The sequence below is a fragment of the Mesorhizobium sp. 01N446 genome (genome assembly GCF_056399285.1).
This window is the reverse complement of the sequence record NZ_JBFTRA010000001.1, coordinates 54662-72348: the sequence shown is the minus strand read 5'-3', so window position 1 is coordinate 72348 and position 17687 is coordinate 54662. Positions and strand designations below refer to the sequence as shown.

Sequence of the window (17687 nt, the reverse complement as noted above, 5' to 3'; positions counted from 1 at the left end):
GGAGAAGCGTGCGCTGTGGTTCCGGGCGACCGGACCGCTCTGCCGAATTGAATTGTGCGTGCTTGCCCGTTGGGCGGGGAGGTGCGGTCTATAGCATGGCGCGGGAAAGGGAAACCCCCTTTGGACGTCTCAGTCCTTGCGGAAGATCAGCCTGCCGAGCCAGCCCGTCAGCATGGCCAGCGATATGGCGAAGACGCCATAGAGGAAGGAGTAGTCGTGGGCGACGCGGAAGATCGACTGTTCGAAGCCGGACTTGCGGATTTCGAGTTGGGCCGAGCTCTCCTTGATGAACAGGCCGCTCTTGAACAGGAACGCGCGGGCCTTGTGGGTGCCAACCGGCACGTTCGGCGCCAGCCTGACAGTGGCGCGGAACAGGTTCTGCGACAGGAACTGCACGCCGCCGACATTCTCGCTGTAGAGGCCAGCCGCGCCCTTGCGCTCACGCAATGCAGCGGTGAATTCCTCGATCGTCGCCGGGCTGTCGCCGGCGTCGGCGGGCTGCATGTAGAGGTTGGAGGCGCCGAGCGACAGTTGCTTGTAGCTGTTGGGTTCGGTGATGTCCTGCAGCGGCCGCGTCGTCGCCACCGAATAGGACACGGGCACGTTCTCGAAGGTTTCGGAATCCAGATTGACCCACACGCCGAGCACCCGGTCCTTGCGCCGCACCACGACCGGCTTGGGTGGCCCTTCGAGCACGACGATGACGTCGTAGCGGCCCTGGCGGGCAACCAGCGGGTCGGGATTTTCCAGCGAACCGAAGATGGTCAGGTCGGCGCCGGAAAAACCGGCGGTGATCGAGACGTTGTCGGTGGAGAGACCGATCTGGATGCCTTCCGTCAGTGGCGTCTGTGCCTTCGCCGGCGCGGTGGCCGCAAGCAGTGACAGGAGGATGGCGGCTGCGAATGCTTTCGGGCCCGCCATCAGTTGAGGCCCACGCTGGACAGCGAATAGAGATTGGGCGGGGTGACGAAGAGATCGATGGCGAGCCGGATCGCCACGGCCAGCACCAGCAAGGCCAGCAGCGCCCTGAGCTGCTCGCCGCGCAGCCTCTGGCCGGCCTTGGCGCCATATTGCGCGCCGGCCACCCCACCTGCCATCAGCAGGAAGGCCAGCACGACATCGACGGTCTGGTTGGTGGTGGCGTGAACCAGCGTGGTGTAGGCGGAGGTGAAGATGATCTGGAACAGCGAGGTGCCGATAACGACATTGGTCGGCACCTTCAGCAGATAGATCAGCGCCGGCACCATGATGAAGCCGCCGCCGACGCCCATGATCGACGACAGGAAGCCGATGCCGGCGCCAAGGCCCAGCACCGGGATGACGCTGACGAACAGTTTCGACGCCCTGAAGCGCATCTTCAGCGGCAGCCGGTGGATCCAGTTGTGCTGGCCGGATTTCTTCAGCACCGGGGCGGCGCCGCTGCGTGTGGCGCGCAGCGCATTGATGCTTTCGACCAGCATCAGCCCGCCGACCGTGCCGAGCAGCACGACATAAAGCAGCGAGATGAACAGGTCGAGCTGACCGAGCCGGCGCAGGAAGGCAAAGACGTAGATGCCGGCGGTGGAGCCGATGATGCCGCCGGCCAGGAGCACGCCGCCGAGCTTGAAGTCGAGTGTGCCCCGCTTCATGTGCGACAGCACGCCGGAGACGGAAGAGGCGATGACCTGGTTGGCGCCGGTGGCGACCGCGATCGCCGGGGGGATGTTGTAGAAGATCAGAAGCGGGGTGATGAGGAAGCCGCCGCCAACGCCGAACATGCCCGACAGGAAGCCCACCGCCGCGCCCATGGCCAGCAGCACGAAGACGTTGACGGAAATTTCCGCAATCGGGAGATAGATGCCCACCCGTCAGTCTCGATCAGTTTGCCTGTCGGCGAATACAGCCATTCTCGGCAGTCTCGCACCGAAAAGCCAATTTTTCCTTGCGCCGACGCGGCGGCGGGGTCAAACCCCGTCGCCGCGCCGAAACAAAAAATATCTCAATCAGTTAACAGGCAAATGTGTGGCAACAGCGTCGTGGAAACGACGCTTCTTCTTGTTATTTGCGCGCCAGCAGCGCTCTGACCAGTTTTTCATCGACGGCGCCGGTCGCCGGCAGCTTGTTGTCGGTCTGGAAAGCGATGATCGCGTTCTTGGTCTTGTCGCCCATGACGCCGTCGGCGCCGCCGGCGTCATAGCCATTCTTGTTGAGGATGAGCTGGATGTTCTTGACCGCCTTCTTCATGTCGATGCCGGCGGTCGTCTGCGGCGTGCCTTCCTGCCAGGATTCGGGAATGTCGGCCGAATTGCTCGCCGCGTTGAGCGGCTTGGCCTTCCACAGTTCGGTCGCCGCGCGCGCCCGCTCGAGCTGCTCGGGCCGTAGCGCATTAGCGATCTCGTCGCGCTTGGCGGCGGCGTCCTTGTCGCCAGTCTTGGCGACGAGCGCGAACCATTTGTAGGACTCCTCCAGGTTCTGCTTCATGCCGACGCCCTTGGCGGCGAGGATGCCGAGATTGAACTGGCTGTCCTTGACGCCGAGGTCGGCGGCCTCCTGGAACCAGCGCGCGGCCGATTCATTGTCGGTCACGCCATCGGCGGCCATGGCGAACAGCACGGCCAGATTGTGCATGGCGCTGGCATTGCCCTGTTCGGCGGCGAGTTGGTACCAGGTCTTCGACTTCTTGATGTCGCGGCCGACGCCGATGCCCTTCTCATAGAAATTGCCGATGCGGTATTCGGCCGGCGCGAAACCGAGTTCCGCCGATTTCTCGTACCATTTGGCGGCTGCCGCCATGTCTTCCTTGACGCCGCGCGATTCGGCGTAGCGCGAGCCGATCTCGAACAGCGCCTTGGCGTCGCCACCAGCGGCGGCATCGCGCAGCGCGGCCGGGCCGGCATCGGCCGGAATGTCGAACTTGGCCGCGGCTGCCGTCGCGGTGGCACCTGCCGGTGCTACTGCGCCGGTGGTGTCCTTGGCGATACCGTCGTTGGCCGCCGTTGGAGCAGCCGCTGCCGGCTGGGTATCGGTGGTCGTCGCTTGCGCACCGCCGGCGACAGCGGCCGGCTCTGAAGCCGTCGCATCCATCGGAGTCGTGGCAATGGGCGCAGCCGGCGCCGGAGCGGCCGAAGCCATTGCGTCTGAAGCGGCAGAGGTCGGGCCGGAAGCGGCAGTGGAAGCAGCAGGCTCCGCGACCGGCGCCGTATTCGCCATTGCGTCCGTGTCCGACGGCATCGCCAGGGCGGTCTGCGCCACCATGTCGTCCTTCACCGGGGGAGCGGATTGCTCGGCCTGCCTGACAGCACGGGCCGGCGCGCTGTCTGTCGCCGCCGGCTGGGCTTCCATCTTCGGCTGACTCGCCGTGTCGACGGATGCCGTCTGCACCGGCTGTGCGGCGACGATCGGTGCGGCGTCGTTGCTGGCCACCTGGGCGGGATCCGAGAGGAACGCCTTGCCGAGTTGCAGGCCGGCAAGCGCCAGCATGATCGCTGCCGCCGCCATCAGGATCGGCTTGCGCCGCGCCTTGAGCAGGTCGCCGATCCGGAGCGCCTTTACCGGCCCTTTCACCGTCGACTGGCGCTTCAAGGCGTCGGCCTCGGCGGCGGCGGCCTGCGCCGCGCGCCGCGCGGCTGCGATGAAATCCGATTTCGCGGCATCGCCTTCGCCGGGCTTTGCCGGCTGACCGCGTTCGTCGCGCACGCGCTTCATGATGGCATTGAGGTCGGGCGCGCCGGAGCCGGGCTCCAGCGGGCGGTTGGCCACCTTCGGATCGAGCGGCTCGTCGAGATCGACCGTCGGAATGTCGCTGCTCGGCGCCGAGCCGGCCAGCGGCGGAACATCAGTGGCTTTCTTGCCCTTGAAGGCGCGGGCCAGCCCGCCGAACATCGATTTGCGGCCTGCCGGCTGATCCTTCTCGGCGATGGTGTCGGACCCGAGGGCGGCCATCGCTGCGGCAGCGGCGGCTTCCGCCGGCGAGCGCGTGCCCAGGTCGCTGCGTACGCCCTGTTCGTTGCGCATTATGGCGGCGGCGCGGCCGTCGAGATCGGCCATGTCGCCGGTCAGCGGCATCGGCTCGTCAATATCCAGGGACGGCGCCGCGACAGCCATCTTGGCGGTCCGCGCGCGGCGCTTGCCGAAGGCCTCGTCCTGATGCGTGTCCAGAAGCTCGCTCACCGCTTCGGACGGGTCGCTGGTCTCCAGCGAACCCAGCCTGTCGACGATCTTGAGCAGCGTGTCGTGGATGGCTTCGAAGGTTCTCGAATTGCGCTCGTCGGAACGCCGCGTCAGCGTCTCCAGAGTCTTGAGGTCCTGCGCGAGACCGGAAACAGCCGACGCGTTGGCGTCCGACCCGGCCAGCGAACGCACCGCGTTCTCGGCCGCGTCGCGTGCCGCGCCGAGGATGGAATCGCGGGTGCCGGCCAGCGCCTTCTCGATCTCGTCGAGGCGCGGGCTGATATCCTCGAATTCCGGCAGCGGCGTGCTGGGCTTGGAAAGATGGGCGGACAGGCCGGCGACCTGCGCCTCCAGGCTGCGGATCAGCGCCGGATCAATGCCGGCCACCTGGGCCGCCGATGCGTCGAGCCGGCTGGAAATGTCCTCGAGCCGGCTTTCCAGTCCGCGGATTGCCGCTTCGCCTGCAGGATCGGCGGCGCGTGTCTCCATGCGCGTGGCAAGTGCGGTGAAGCGGGCGTCGATGGCTTCCATGATGCCGGCGCTGTCGATCTGCGGCACGAGGCGCTGGTCGAGCCGGTCGGCAACCTCGTCGAGACGGCGCTCGAGATCGCGAAACAGCATGTTGCCCTGTTCAATGGCGTCGCCCTGGCGGCGTTCCATCATGCTGGACAGCACGTCGAAGCGCTGCTCGAGCCCGTGGAAGATGTAGTCGGCGTCGGGCATGGCCGGCGCCTGGTCGATCTTGTCGGCGATAAGGGTGATCTGCTTGGCCAGCCGTTCCATCGCCTGTTCGGGCAAATTGGCGCGGCCAGCGAGTTCATCAACCCGGCTCGACAGCGTGCTCAGGCGATCCATGACCGCGTTGCCGGGGCGATCCTGCGCCACTTCCTCGATCTGCCGGGCGAGCGAGTCGATGCGCTTCTCGATACGGTCGAAGGCTTCGTGGTCGACGGTATTGGCCTGTGCCGCCACGGTCGAGGCGACGATGGCGCGCGAAATCTCGTCCAGCCGCTCGTCGATCATGGCAAGCGTGTCGCCACCGCGATTGTCCTGCTGGCCCGCGAAATGCTCGACGGCGCCGGCCAGCGTGCGGACCTTTTCCTCCAGCGAGCGCAGCGACAGCGATTCCGGCAGATTGTTGACGGCGTTGCTGATCTGCTCCAGCCGATCGGTCAGGCCCGCAAGGGCGGGATCGTCGGAACGTTTGCGGTGATCGGCGTCGACACGATCCTCGAAAGCCGACCAGCGGCGGTCGAAATCGTCCCAGCGGCGGTCGACCTTCTGCACGCTTTCCTCGCGCGCCAGCGTGTCAAGCGCGGCCTTCACCTGCTCGAGCTCCAGCCGCAGCATGTTGACGCTTCTGTCGTCGCTCTTTTCCGACAGCGACTTGATGGCGCCGGAAAGCCGTTCGAATTCGACACCGAGTTCGGCGCTGCCCTTGCCTGCCGCGCCGGGCCTGGCGTTGGCCTGGAAGGCGCGGTCGATATCCTTGCGCAGCGCATCGAATTCGCGCTGCAGGCCCGATGTCATCTGGTGGCGCAGTTCCTCGCGCATGCCGCGCAATTCGCCGGCGATCTTGCCGACCATGGCGACGCTGTCTTCCTGGCCGCGCACGCGGTCGATGTCACGGGCGATGGCCTGGTAGTTCTGGTCGAAGCTGGGCGCCGGCGCCGGGTTCTGCGGGCGTGCCGCCGGCCTCGGATCCTCATACCAGCGCTGCTGGCCGGCTGGCTGGGCGGCGGGATAACGCGGGTCGACGGCGGGATAGCGCGGCTCGGTGGCTGGATAGCGCGGGTCGGTGGCTGGATAGCGCGGGTCGGCACCGTATTGGCGCGGAGCCGGACGTGCCGTCACCTCCTCACGGGACTGCCCCAGCCGCTGTTCCAGCGTCTCCAGCGAGCGGTTCAACTGCTCGAGCGTGGTCTGCGGCCTGCGCTGCCTGCCGGCGTTGAGTGTATCGAGATAGGACCGCTTGCTGTTCATCGGTGCGTCCGTCTTTCAGATTGGCCGGCTTGCGACCAGCTCCCCAAGTCCCTGCCGGAACGAAGGCGACCGCGCTTTCACGGTGGAAGGCAAGCCTCCCGGGTTTTCACCCGCGCTCCGAAAAACCGTGAAAAATTCGATACAGGATAAACACGGGTAGCCGACGCGCCCACATTTCCCCCAACGTGGTAAACAACGCGTTAACCAAGCTTAAGAAGTTGGAAGGAAGTTCGCTGTCGCCGCCACGGTGCGGCATAAAGCACCTTCACAGAACGCCCCTTGCGTCATGAGGCGGCTATCGGTATAGAATTGACGTAAACGTAAAAGGCGCATTTGAGTGTGCTGTTTGCGATTTTGTTTGTCGAAACCACGGCCGGAAGCACGCCCCCGCTTCCAGTCAGGCGACGCATGGTCCAGGACCGCGACGCCACCAGACGGGGAAAGCCAGTGACCATGAAGCTTATCTCGGCCGGCGAGACCGCGGCCAATACCAATAATGTATCTGTCGAAGCCGGTGAGGACCTCGCCCGCATCGGCGAAATGGCCAAGAAATACGGTGTGACGCTGCGCACGCTGCGTTTCTACGAAGACAAGGGCCTGCTCAACCCGCAGCGCGACGGTTCCACCCGTCTCTACACGCGCCGTGACAAGGCCCGGCTGAAGCTGATCCTGCTCGGCCGCAAGGTCGGGTTCTCGCTGCGCGACGTCAAGCAGATGATGGATCTCTACGATCCGACCGGCTCCAACACCAAGCAGCTGCGGCTGGCGCTGGACAAGTCGGAGAAGCAGCTTGCCCGCCTGCAGAAGCAGCGAGCCCTGATCGACGATGCCATCAACGAGCTCTCGGGCTCGATGTCGGCGGTGCGCCAGATGCTGACCGAACGCACGGCGCAGGCGAGCGTCGCGAGCTAGGCAAGTCTGCCGAATTTCTGACGATCAAAAGCCGCGTGGCTCTGCCGTGCGGCTTTTTTGTTGCCTGCACCTGCCTGATGGTCCCTCGGTGCTGGTCCGCATGACGTTGCGCCGCTAGCGTCACCAAGCAGGAGTTGGGCCGGAAATCTTGTCGCAGCGAAAAAATTGACGTTTACGCAAACGTCAATTTTTGCTATCCCGGCTTCAACACGGGTCCGTACGCTGCCCTGACATGAATTCGGGGGCTTTCGAGACCAGGTTCGCAGGGTGGAGAAAAAGCATGCCGACATACAGGGCTCCGGTCCAGGATACGCTGTTCGTACTCAACGAGGTGCTGGGCTATCAGCGCTACTCGAACCTTCCCGGATTTGCCGACGCCACGCCCGATGTGCTGGAGGCGATCCTGGCCGAAGGCGCCAAGCTCGCCGAAAACGTCATGCATCCGCTCAACCGTGTCGGCGACATGGAAGGCTGCGTGCGTCACGACGACGGCTCGGTGACGACGCCCAAAGGCTTCAAGGAGGCTTTCGACCAATATCGCGAAGGCGGCTGGATGGGGCTGGCCGCACCGGTTGAGTTCGGCGGCCAGGGCCTGCCCTATGCCGTGCACACCGCCGTCGCCGAATACATGGTCTCGGCCAACATGTCGCTGATGATGTATCCTGGCCTGACCCAGGGCGCGATCGCTGCGATCATCACCCACGGCACCGACGAACAGAAGGCAAAATGGCTGCCGAAGATGGTCGAGGGTTCCTGGACCGGCACCATGAACCTGACCGAGCCGCATTGCGGCACCGATCTCGGCCTGCTGCGCACCAAGGCAGTGCCGAACGGCAACGGCACCTACAAGATCTCAGGCCAGAAGATCTTCATCTCGGCCGGCGAGCACGACATGTCGGACAACATCGTCCATCTCGTGCTGGCCCGCATCGAGGGCGCGCCGGAAGGCGTCAAGGGCATCTCGCTGTTCATCGTGCCGAAGCTCAAGCTCGACGCATCGGGCAATCCGGGCGAGCGCAACACGCTCTCCTGCGGTTCGATCGAGGAGAAGATGGGCATCCACGGCAATTCGACCTGCGTCATGAATTATGACGAGGCCGAAGGCATGCTGCTCGGCGAGGAGAATGGCGGCCTCAAGGCGATGTTCACGATGATGAACGAGGCGCGTCTCGGCGTCGGCCTGCAAGGCCTGTCGCTGTCGGAGATCGCCTACCAGAACGCCGTCGCCTACGCCAAGGACCGCTTGCAGGGCCGTTCGCTCTCGGGCGCCAAGGCGCCAGACAAGAAGGCCGACCCGATCATCGTCCATCCCGATATCCGCCGCTCGCTGATGACCATGAAGGCCTTCAACGAGGCCGGCCGCGCGCTGGCGCTGTGGACGGCGATCAAGTCCGACATCGCCCATCGCTCCGCCGACGACAAGGATCGCCAGGCCGCCGACGACTACACCGGGCTGATGACGCCCGTGGTCAAGGGCGTGCTCACCGACAAGGGTTTTGATCACGCCGTCATGGCCCAGCAGGTGTTCGGCGGTCACGGCTACATCGAAGAGCACGGCATGAGCCAGTTCGTGCGCGATGCCCGCATCGCCATGATCTATGAAGGCGCCAACGGCATCCAGGCGCTCGACCTCGTCGGCCGCAAGCTCGGCCTGAATGGCGGCCGCGCCATCCAGGCCTTCTTCAAGGAAGTCGGCGAATTCTGCGAGGAGAACCGCGCCGACGAGAAGATGGCGTCCTTCACCAAGGGGTTGAAGAAGGGCCTGAATGACTTGCAGGCGGCGACCATGTGGCTGGTGCAGAACGGCATGGCCAAACCAGACAACGCCGGTGCGGCCTCGACCGACTACATGCATCTCTTCGGCCTTGTCGCGCTGGGCTACATGTGGGCGCAGATGGCCAAGGCGGCGCAGGGCAAGACCGGCGCCAACGGCTCGCAGTCTTTCTACGACAACAAGGTGGTGACGGCGCGCTTCTTCATGGAGCGGATCATGCCGGAGACCTCGGCCCACCTCGCCCGCATTTCGAGTGGCGCGGACACGCTGATGGCCCTGCCCGCCGAAGCGTTCTAAAGATGGTTGCCCTCCCCATCGAGGGGAGGGTCGGTTGAGGCCAGCGTGACGTGCGTTGGCCTCAACTCCGACGATGCGCTCTGGGAGGAGTATCATATCCACATGACCAACCCCGCCGAAATCCTTGGCCTCCCCAAACCCGCCTGGGCGGCGGACGAGGTCGGCATGCTCTACGACATGGCGACCCGCTTCATGTCGGAGGAGATCGCACCGCGCTACGACGAGTTCGAGAAGAACGAGATGGTCGATCGCGAGAGCTGGCTGAAGGCGGGTGCTGCCGGTCTGCTCTGCGCCTCGATGCCGGAGGAATATGGCGGTTCCGGCGGCACCTTCGCGCATGAGAGCGCCATCATCGAGGCGATCGGCCATGTCGGTGTCGACGGTTTCGGCATCGGCCTGCACAATTCGATCGTCGCGCCTTACGTCCTTCACTACGGTTCTGAAGAGCAGAAGAAGAAGTGGCTGCCCAAGCTCGCCACCGGCGAACTGATCGGCGCCATCGCCATGACCGAGCCGGGTGCCGGCTCCGACCTGCAAGGCGTCAAGACGCGGGCGCAGAAGGACGGCAACCAGTACAAGATCAATGGCTCCAAGACCTTCATCACCAACGGCCAGCTCGCCAACTTCATCATCGTCGTTACCAAGACCGATCCGGAAAAGGGCGCCAAGGGCACCTCGCTGATCGTCGTCGAGACCGACGAGGTCGAGGGTTTTGAGCGCGGCCGCAACCTCGACAAGATCGGGCTCAAGGCCAACGACACGTCCGAACTGTTCTTCAACGACGTGCGCGTGCCGACCTCCAATTTGCTCGGCCACGAGGAAGGCCAGGGCTTCATCCAGCTGATGCAGCAATTGCCGCAGGAGCGGCTGCAGATCGGCACCGGCGCCATCGCCATGATCGAGCGGGCGCTGGCGTTGACCATCGATTACGTCAAGGAACGCAAGGCCTTCGGCAAGGCGATCATCGACTTCCAGAACACCCAGTTCAAGCTGGCCGAACTCAAGACCGAGGCGACCATCGGCCGTGTCTTCTACAATGATTGCGTCACCCGCCACATCAATGGCGGGCTCGATCCGGTGACGGCCTCGATGGCGAAATACTGGCTCTCCGACCTGCAGGGCAAAGTCGTCGACGAATGCCTTCAATTGCATGGCGGCTATGGCTACATGAATGAATATCCGATCGCCCGCATGTTCCGCGACGCCCGCGTCCAGCGAATCTACGGCGGCACCAACGAGATCATGAAATTGCTGATCGGACGCTCGCTCTGAGAGCGGCGACCGGCAAACCCAAGGAGCACGAAAATGGCTGAGGCTTATGTCTATGACGCCGTGCGCACGCCGCGCGGCAAGGGCAAGAAGGACGGATCGCTGCACGAGGTGCCGGCGGTGCGGCTCGCCGCCAAGACGCTGGAAGCGCTGCGCGACCGCAACGGGCTGGACACCGGCACCGTCGACGACATCATCTTCGGCTGCGTCGATCCCGTCGGCGAGGCGGGTTCGGTCATTCCGCGCGCCGCCGCTTTCGAGGCAGGCTACGACACCAAGGCGCCCGGCATGCAGATCTCGCGCTTCTGCGCCTCGGGTCTCGACGCCATCAATTTCGGCGCCGCCAAGATCGCACAGGGCGCCGACGAGATCGTCATCGCCGGTGGCGTCGAATCCATGTCGCGCGTCGGCATGGGCATGTCCGGCGGCGCTTGGTTCATGGACCCTTCGGTCGGCCTGCCCGGCTGGTTCGTGCCGCAAGGCATCTCGGCCGACCTGATCGCCACCAAATACGGCTTCAGCAGGGACGACGTCGACGCCTATGCGGTCGAGAGCCAGAAGCGCGCCGCCAAATCCTGGGCCGACGGCCGCTTCAAGAATTCGGTCATTCCGATCAAGGATCAGAACGGCCTGACCATCCTCGATCATGACGAGCACATGCGGCCTTCGACCGACATGCAGTCGCTGGCTTCGCTCAACCCGTCCTTCGTCATGCCCGGCGAAATGGGCGGCTTCGACGCGGTCGCGGTGCAGAAGCACCCCGAGGTGGAAGAGGTCAACCACGTCCATCACGCCGGCAATTCGTCGGGCATCGTCGACGGCGCGGCGGCCGTGCTGCTCGGCTCGAAGAAGGCCGGCAAGGCGATGGGGCTTAAGCCTCGCGCCCGCATCCGCACCTTCGCCAATATCGGCTCCGAGCCGGTGCTGATGCTGACCGGCCCGGTCGACGTTACCGAGAAGCTGCTGAAGCGCGCCAAGATGAAGCTGTCGGACATCGACCTGTTCGAGCTCAACGAGGCCTTTGCCTCGGTGGTGCTGCGCTACATGCAGGCTTTCGAGATCCCGCACGACAAGATCAACGTCAATGGCGGCGCCATCGCCATGGGCCATCCGCTCGGCGCTACCGGCGCGATGATCTTCGGCACGGTGCTGGACGAACTCGAGCGCCGCGACCTCAACACCGCTCTGGTGACGCTGTGCATCGGCGCCGGCATGGGCACCGCAACGATCATCGAACGCGTCTGACGGGGAGAGAACAATGAACTACACCAATTTCACCCTCGACACCGACGCCGACGGCATTGCGCTCGTCACCTGGAACATGCCGGATCGCTCGATGAACGTGTTCACCGAGGAGGTGATGGGCGAACTCGACAAGATCATCGACCAGGTGGTGGCCGACGCCGGCATCAAGGGTGCGGTGATCACCTCGGGCAAGGACAGCTTCTCCGGCGGCGCTGATCTCACCATGCTGCAGAAGATGCTTGCCGTGTTCGCCAAGGAAAAGACCAAGGATCCGGAGAAGGCGGCAAAACTGCTGTTCGACAATGCCGGCCGCATGGGCGGCCTGTGGCGCAAGCTCGAAACGTCAGGCAAGCCCTGGGTATCGGCGATCAACGGCACCTGCATGGGCGGCGCCTTCGAATTGTCGCTGGCCTGCCACGGTCGCGTCGCCGCGGATTCAGACAAGGTCAAAATGGCCTTGCCGGAAGTCAAGGTCGGCATCTTCCCCGGCGCTGGCGGCACCCAGCGCGTGCCGCGGCTGACCGATCAGCAGCAGGCGCTGCAGATGCTGACCTCCGGCCAGAATCTGTCGCCGCAGAAGGCGAAGGCCATGGGCCTGATCCACGAGATCGCCGAGCCGGCCAAATTGGTCGAGACGGCAAAGGCCATGATCAGGAACGGCCTGAAAGCCGTCCAGCCCTGGGACGAGAAGGGCTTCAAGCTGCCCGGCGGCCCGGTCTACTCGGCCGCGGGCGCCAATCTCTGGCCGCCGGCCATCGCCATCCTGCGTCGCGAGACCTATGGCAATTATCCAGCGGCCGCCGCCATCCTGAAATGCGTCTATGAAGGCCTGCTCGTGCCGTTCGACACCGCGCTCAGGATCGAACAGCGCTATTTCACCGAGATCATGCGGACCAAGGAAGCGGCGGCGATGATCCGCTCGCTGTTCGTGTCGCTGCAGGAACTGAACAAGGGTGCCCGCCGCCCGGCCGGCGTGCCGGAAACCAAATTCAAGAAGATCGGCATTCTCGGCGCCGGCTTCATGGGCGCCGGCATTGCCTATGTGACGGCAAAGGCCGGTATTCCCGTGGTGCTGCTCGACCGCGACATGGAGTCGGCCGAAAAGGGCAAGGCGCATTCGGACAGCCTGGTCTCGGATCAGGTCAAGAAGGGCCGCGCCAAGCCGGAGGAGAAGGACAAGCTCCTGTCGCTGATCACGCCGACAGCCGACTATGCCGACCTTGCCGGCTGCGACCTCGTGGTCGAGGCGGTGTTCGAGGATTCGGCCGTCAAGAAGGCAGCCACCGAACAGGCGGAGGCCGTGCTGAAGTCGTCCGCGATCTTCGCGTCGAACACCTCGACCATTCCGATCACCTCGCTGGCGAAGAATTCGGCCCGGCCGAAGAATTTCGTCGGCATCCACTTCTTCTCGCCGGTCGACAAGATGATGCTGGTCGAGATCATCCTCGGCAAGAAGACCGGCGACAAGGCGCTGGCCACCGCGATCGATTTCGTCCGCGCCATCAAGAAGACGCCGATCGTCGTCAACGACACGCGCGGCTTCTACGTCAACCGCTGCGTGCTGCGCTACATGTCGGAAGCTTACAAGATGCTGATCGAGGGCGTACCCGCTCCGATGATCGAGAATGCGGCGAAGGCCGCCGGCATGCCGGTTGGCCCGCTGGCGCTGACCGACGAGACGGCGATCGACCTTGCCCAGAAGATCATGAAGCAGACCATCAGGGATCTCGGCGACAAGGCCGTCGACCCCAGGCAGATGGCGCTGATCAACACCATGGTCGACGACCATGGCCGCTTCGGCCGCAAGAACGGCAAGGGTTTCTACGATTATCCGGCCAAGCCCGCGAAGAAGAAGCTGTGGTCGGGTCTGAAGGACCTCTACCCGCAGCTTGCGCCCGAGAAGGTCGATTATGAGGAACTGCAGCAGCGCCTGCTGGTCACCATCGCGCTGGAAGCGGCGCGCGTGATGGAGGAAGGCATCGTCACCGATCCACGTGAGGCCGATGTCGGCTCGATCCTGGCCTTCGGCTTCGCGCCTTATACGGGCGGCGCGCTGTCCTATATCGACGGCATCGGCGCCAAGGAATTCGTCAAGATCGCCAAGGGGCTGCAGAAGAAATACGGCGCCGAATTCAAGGCGCCCAAGCTGCTCATCGACATGGCCGAAAAGGGCGAAACCTTCTACCAGCGCTTCGACCCCTACGCCAAGGGCGACGTGAAGCAGGCCGCCTGACGAAAGGCCATGTACGTCTGGGCGCGCATGGCGCGCATGCTGGCCACGGCGCGCAGCCGTGGCCCCTATTTGATGGGCGGTGAAAGCCGGCTGGCCTTTCGCTGCCTGCCGACCGACATCGATTTCAACGTCCATCTCAACAATGCGCGCTACATGATGCTGGCCGATCTCGGCCGCATCGACCTGTTCGTCCGCGCCGGGCTGATCTCGCTGGCGCGCAAAAATGGCTGGGCGCCGATGATGGGCGGGTTGCAGGCGGTCTATGCGCGCGAGATCAGGCTATGGCGCCGCTTCGAAGTGGTCTCCTCGATCGAGACCTGGGAAGGCAGCCAGGTCATCGGCAAGCATCGTTTCGTCCTCGACAATGGCGAGACGGCCGCCTTGATCCTGACGACGGCCGGCGTCTACGATCGCAAGGCGCGCCGCTTCCTCGATATCGACGAGGTCGTCGCCGCGCTTGGTCGCTCGGTGAATCCGCGTCCGCCGACCGAGGCCGAGCGGATTTTCATGACGTCGCATCAGGGGCTGCGCGGCCTGACCAAAGGGGCCGGCTGAGCAGCGGAGATCATCATTCCCGCAGCCTTCACGAAGGGTGTGCCGTCAGAGTACGTCCGGTGGACAAACCGGGATGCAGAGACTAGAAGGGAAAGGCATTTTTTCCTGTCTCGAAGGAGAGCACGACATGCTCTCGCACGACCGCGTCTGGGCCGCCATCGATGCTCTTGCCGAGCGTTATTCGCTTTCGGCGTCAGGTCTGGCAAGGCGCGCGGGCCTCGATTCGACTGCCTTCAACAAGTCCAAGCGCCTATCCTCGGACGGCCGGCCGCGCTGGCCCTCGACCGAATCACTGGCCAAGATCATCGAGGCGACGGGTGCCTCGCTCGACGAATTCACCGGGCTGATCGAAGGCCGCATCGGTACGGCACCCGCTTACCGGAGATCCGTGCCGCTTCTCGGCTTTGCCCAGGCCGGCGCCGGCGGCTTCTTTGACGATGCCGGCTTTCCCGCCGGGCAGGGCTGGGATCTGGTCGAACTGCCGGCGCAATCGACCGAGAGCTCCTATGCGCTGCAGGTGCAAGGCGATTCCATGCTGCCGCTCTACCGCAATGGCGATGTGCTCATCGTCGAGCCGGGCGCTATCACCCGCAAGGGCGATCGCGTCGTCGTCAAGACCACATCGGGCGAGGTGATGGCCAAGGTGCTCGAGCGCCAGACCGTCAAGTCGATCGCGCTGGTCTCGCTCAATCCCGATCACCCTGACCGCGACATTCCCATGCGCGAGGTCGAATGGGTGGCGCGGATCGTCTGGGCAAGCCAGTAGGTCGGGCTGGTGCGGTTTCCCTATCTCATTCTGGCGGTTGTGATGGTCCCGGTGATGGCAGCCCTGGTCATTGCCGGCGGCCGCACGCTGAAAGGAAGCGAAAGCACCGTCACCGTGGACCAGATCGATCCCGGCGTGGACACGATCTCTCAAGCCGGCGCCGATGCCGGGCCTGGCGAACCGGCCACGTCAGCCATTCCCGCGCCCGCAGCTCCGCCGCCGCCAAAGCCGGTGGTGCATTCGCGCGCGATCGATCCGGATGTCGTCGCTCCGCCGGAACTGCCCGCGGGCGAACTTGAGCGGGTCGAGCCGCGCGAGCCGCTGAGCAAGCTGGCGCTGGCCATGCCACCCAAGCCGAAGATGCCCGATGACTGGAATGGCACGAAGCTGTTCCAGCCGGTCGCGACAGCCGCTGGGCTGATCGAGGCGAAAGGTTATTCGGTCGCGATTTCCGGCATCGACGTGGTTCCTCAAGACGAAACCTGCACCACCGACGGCAAATCCTGGCCGTGCGGCATCCGCGCCCGCACGGCGTTCCGTGCCTTCCTGCGCGGCCGCGCGGTGGTCTGCACCGTGCCGCCCGAAGGCGGACGTGACCGCATCGCGGCGGAATGCCGGATCGGCAAGCAGGACGTCGGCCGATGGCTGGTCGACAATGGCTGGGCGCGTGCCGCCAAGGGCGGCCCCTATGTCGAGGCAGGCGAAAAGGCGCAAAGCGCCAAGAAGGGCATTTTCGGATCGGCGCCGAGCCTGGCCGGCATCTCGGCGGTGCCGGACGCGCAGGCCCCGGCGCCTCAGGCGCCGGGCTCGATCCTGGAAGAGGTCGACGGCGCCCTCAAGCCAGCTGACCAGCCAACGCCTGCTGAATGAGCGCGCGGGTCTCGGCCACGCCGTAGAGCGCGGCGAACGAGCCGAAGCGCGGGCCGCGTTCCTGGCCGATGAGTACCTGGTAGATCATCTGGAAGAAGGCGCCCGAAACGCCCGGGCCGCCCTCCGGGCTCTGCTTGGAGTGATCCTGGTAGCGTTCGATCTTGCGCGCGACGTTGAGCGAAGCGTTCTGGATCGCTTCGCCGCCGGCGTCAGCCGGAAGCGTGCCAAGTGCTGCGTCCAGGGCCTTGAGCGCCTCGCGCTCGACCTCGTCGGCCGGGCGGAAGGTTTTCGTCGGCCGCACGAAATCGTCGAAATAGCGGATCGCATGGCCGACCAGCTGGTCGAGCTCCGGGTGCGTCTTCGGCGTAACATCCTTGGTATGGCGCGAGATGAAGCCCCACAGCACGTCCTTGTTCTGAGCATTGGAGGCGCTGACCAGGTTGAGCAGCAGCGAGAACGGCACCGGCATGTCGATATCAGGCGGATTGCCGTCATGCATGTGCCAGACCGGATTGCCCAGCCGCTCCTTCCAGTTCTGCCTGGGGTAGGCGGCGAGGAAGGTGTAATACTCGTCCACCGCCCTCGGGATGACGTCGAAATAGAGCTTCTTGGCCTGCCGCGGCCGCTGGTACATGTAGAGCCCGAGGCTCTCGGTCGGGGCATAGGTCAGCCATTCGTCGATAGTCAGGCCGTTGCCCTTCGACTTCGAGATCTTCTGGCCGTTTTCGTCGAGGAACAGCTCGTAGACGAAATGCTCGGGCGCGCGCCCGCCCAGTATGTTGCAGATGCGGTCATAGACCACCGCATTGGTCTGGTGGTCCTTGCCGAACATTTCGAAATCGACGCCGAGCGCTGCCCAGCGCATGCCGAAGTCCGGCTTCCACTGCAGCTTCACCCGGCCGCCAGTGATCGAAAGCGTGGTCTCGGTGCCCTCGTCGTCGAAGGTGATGGTGCCGGCCTTGGCGTCGACATGCTTCATCGGCACGTAAAGCACCCGGCCGCTCTTCGGGGAAATCGGCAGGAACGGGCTGTAGGTCGCCTGCCGCTCGGCCCCAAGCGTCGGCAGCATCACCGCCATGATCTTGTCGTAGCGTTCGGCGGCCCGCAGCAGCATCGCGTCGAAACGGCCCGATTTGTAATACTGCGTCGCGCTGGCGAATTCGTAGTCGAAGCCGAACGTGTCGAGGAAGCGGCAGAGCATCGCATTGTTGTGGTCGGCGAAGCTCGCATAGTCGCCGCCGAACGGATTGGGAACCGAAGACAGCGGCTTGTGCAGATGCTGTTCAAGTGCTGCGCGATCCGGCACGTTGTCGGGTATCTTGCGCATGCCGTCCATGTCGTCGGAGAAGCACAAGAGCTTGGTCGCGACCTTGTCCTGCGTGAGCACGCGGAACGCATGGCGCACCATCGAGGTGCGCGCCACCTCGCCGAACGTGCCGATATGCGGCAGGCCGGATGGACCGTAGCCGGTCTCGAACAGGATCGTTTCGGGAAAGTCGCTGCCCTTGTAACGTTCGATGATCTTTTTGGCTTCCTCGAACGGCCACGCCTTGCTCTCGGCCGCGGCCGCCAGCAGTTCGGGGTTGAGATCGATTATGTTTGATCCCGCCATGTCCTGTTTTCCAAATTGTTCG

General features: G+C 64.5%; 12 protein-coding genes. 8 read left to right on the top strand and 4 right to left on the bottom strand.

Going from position 1 to position 17687, the window contains the following annotated elements:
* Positions 1-129: 129 nt before the first annotated feature.
* From AC1DPX_RS00320 to AC1DPX_RS00310, 3 genes are all read right to left on the bottom strand, one after another.
* Positions 130-921: a TIGR02186 family protein gene (locus tag AC1DPX_RS00320; protein ID WP_202356291.1), complete on the bottom strand. Its 792-nt coding sequence runs from the start codon at positions 919-921 to the stop codon at positions 130-132.
* Positions 921-1844, bottom strand: a complete 924-nt coding sequence (locus AC1DPX_RS00315; protein WP_202356290.1) for a sulfite exporter TauE/SafE family protein — start codon at positions 1842-1844, stop codon at positions 921-923. Before AC1DPX_RS00315 ends, AC1DPX_RS00320 begins: the two co-directional genes overlap by 1 nt.
* Before the next feature lie 193 nt (positions 1845-2037).
* A complete protein-coding gene (locus AC1DPX_RS00310; RefSeq protein ID WP_477233810.1) occupies positions 2038-6132 on the bottom strand; it encodes a peptidoglycan-binding protein in 4095 nt (1364 codons plus the stop codon).
* A gap of 453 nt (positions 6133-6585) precedes the next feature.
* Here AC1DPX_RS00310 and AC1DPX_RS00305 point away from each other — a divergent pair, with 453 nt between their 5' ends.
* The 8 genes from AC1DPX_RS00305 (at position 6586) to AC1DPX_RS00270 (ending at position 16053) form a co-directional block, all read left to right on the top strand.
* A complete protein-coding gene (locus AC1DPX_RS00305) occupies positions 6586-7044 on the top strand; it encodes a MerR family transcriptional regulator (RefSeq protein WP_202359559.1) in 459 nt (152 codons plus the stop codon).
* A gap of 280 nt (positions 7045-7324) precedes the next feature.
* Entirely contained in the window at positions 7325-9115 is a 1791-nt protein-coding gene (locus AC1DPX_RS00300; protein WP_202356288.1) for an acyl-CoA dehydrogenase, read from the top strand.
* 102 nt (positions 9116-9217) lie between these two features.
* Positions 9218-10387 carry an acyl-CoA dehydrogenase family protein gene (locus AC1DPX_RS00295; protein WP_477235706.1) on the top strand — a complete coding sequence of 390 codons (1170 nt, stop codon included), beginning with the start codon at positions 9218-9220 and terminating at the stop codon, positions 10385-10387.
* Between the two features lie 33 nt (positions 10388-10420).
* On the top strand, positions 10421-11629 hold the full coding sequence (locus tag AC1DPX_RS00290; RefSeq protein WP_477233808.1) for an acetyl-CoA C-acetyltransferase: 1209 nt from the start codon (positions 10421-10423) through the stop codon (positions 11627-11629).
* Between the two features lie 13 nt (positions 11630-11642).
* Complete coding sequence (locus AC1DPX_RS00285) at positions 11643-13862, top strand: 3-hydroxyacyl-CoA dehydrogenase NAD-binding domain-containing protein (RefSeq protein WP_477233806.1); 2220 nt, start codon at positions 11643-11645, stop codon at positions 13860-13862.
* Between the two features lie 9 nt (positions 13863-13871).
* On the top strand, positions 13872-14417 hold the full coding sequence (locus AC1DPX_RS00280; protein ID WP_202356285.1) for a thioesterase family protein: 546 nt from the start codon (positions 13872-13874) through the stop codon (positions 14415-14417).
* A 127-nt stretch (positions 14418-14544) separates the two neighbouring features.
* Positions 14545-15183, top strand: coding sequence for a S24 family peptidase (locus AC1DPX_RS00275; RefSeq protein WP_202356284.1), 639 nt, complete (start codon positions 14545-14547; stop codon positions 15181-15183).
* 42 nt (positions 15184-15225) lie between these two features.
* Positions 15226-16053 (top strand): thermonuclease family protein, encoded by an 828-nt coding sequence (locus tag AC1DPX_RS00270; RefSeq protein ID WP_477235704.1) that lies wholly within the window; start codon positions 15226-15228, stop codon positions 16051-16053.
* Here the strand turns inward: AC1DPX_RS00270 and AC1DPX_RS00265 are convergent.
* On the bottom strand, positions 16019-17665 hold the full coding sequence (locus AC1DPX_RS00265; RefSeq protein ID WP_477233804.1) for a lysine--tRNA ligase: 1647 nt from the start codon (positions 17663-17665) through the stop codon (positions 16019-16021). The two genes, AC1DPX_RS00270 and AC1DPX_RS00265, sit on opposite strands and share 35 nt — an antisense overlap.
* Between the last annotated feature and the right edge of the window lie 22 nt (positions 17666-17687).

What these genes read in the sequence shown, in the direction of transcription:
- AC1DPX_RS00320 (WP_202356291.1), bottom strand. Translation starts at nt 921, where the DNA reads ATGGCGGGCCCGAAAGCATTCGCAGCCGCCATCCTCCTGTCACTGCTT.
- AC1DPX_RS00310 (WP_477233810.1), bottom strand. Translation starts at nt 6,132, where the DNA reads ATGAACAGCAAGCGGTCCTATCTCGATACACTCAACGCCGGCAGGCAG.
- AC1DPX_RS00305 (WP_202359559.1), top strand. Translation starts at nt 6,586, where the DNA reads ATGAAGCTTATCTCGGCCGGCGAGACCGCGGCCAATACCAATAATGTA.
- AC1DPX_RS00300 (WP_202356288.1), top strand. Translation starts at nt 7,325, where the DNA reads ATGCCGACATACAGGGCTCCGGTCCAGGATACGCTGTTCGTACTCAAC.
- AC1DPX_RS00295 (WP_477235706.1), top strand. Translation starts at nt 9,218, where the DNA reads ATGACCAACCCCGCCGAAATCCTTGGCCTCCCCAAACCCGCCTGGGCG.
- AC1DPX_RS00290 (WP_477233808.1), top strand. Translation starts at nt 10,421, where the DNA reads ATGGCTGAGGCTTATGTCTATGACGCCGTGCGCACGCCGCGCGGCAAG.
- AC1DPX_RS00285 (WP_477233806.1), top strand. Translation starts at nt 11,643, where the DNA reads ATGAACTACACCAATTTCACCCTCGACACCGACGCCGACGGCATTGCG.
- AC1DPX_RS00280 (WP_202356285.1), top strand. Translation starts at nt 13,872, where the DNA reads ATGTACGTCTGGGCGCGCATGGCGCGCATGCTGGCCACGGCGCGCAGC.
- AC1DPX_RS00275 (WP_202356284.1), top strand. Translation starts at nt 14,545, where the DNA reads ATGCTCTCGCACGACCGCGTCTGGGCCGCCATCGATGCTCTTGCCGAG.
- AC1DPX_RS00270 (WP_477235704.1), top strand. Translation starts at nt 15,226, where the DNA reads ATGGTCCCGGTGATGGCAGCCCTGGTCATTGCCGGCGGCCGCACGCTG.
- AC1DPX_RS00265 (WP_477233804.1), bottom strand. Translation starts at nt 17,665, where the DNA reads ATGGCGGGATCAAACATAATCGATCTCAACCCCGAACTGCTGGCGGCC.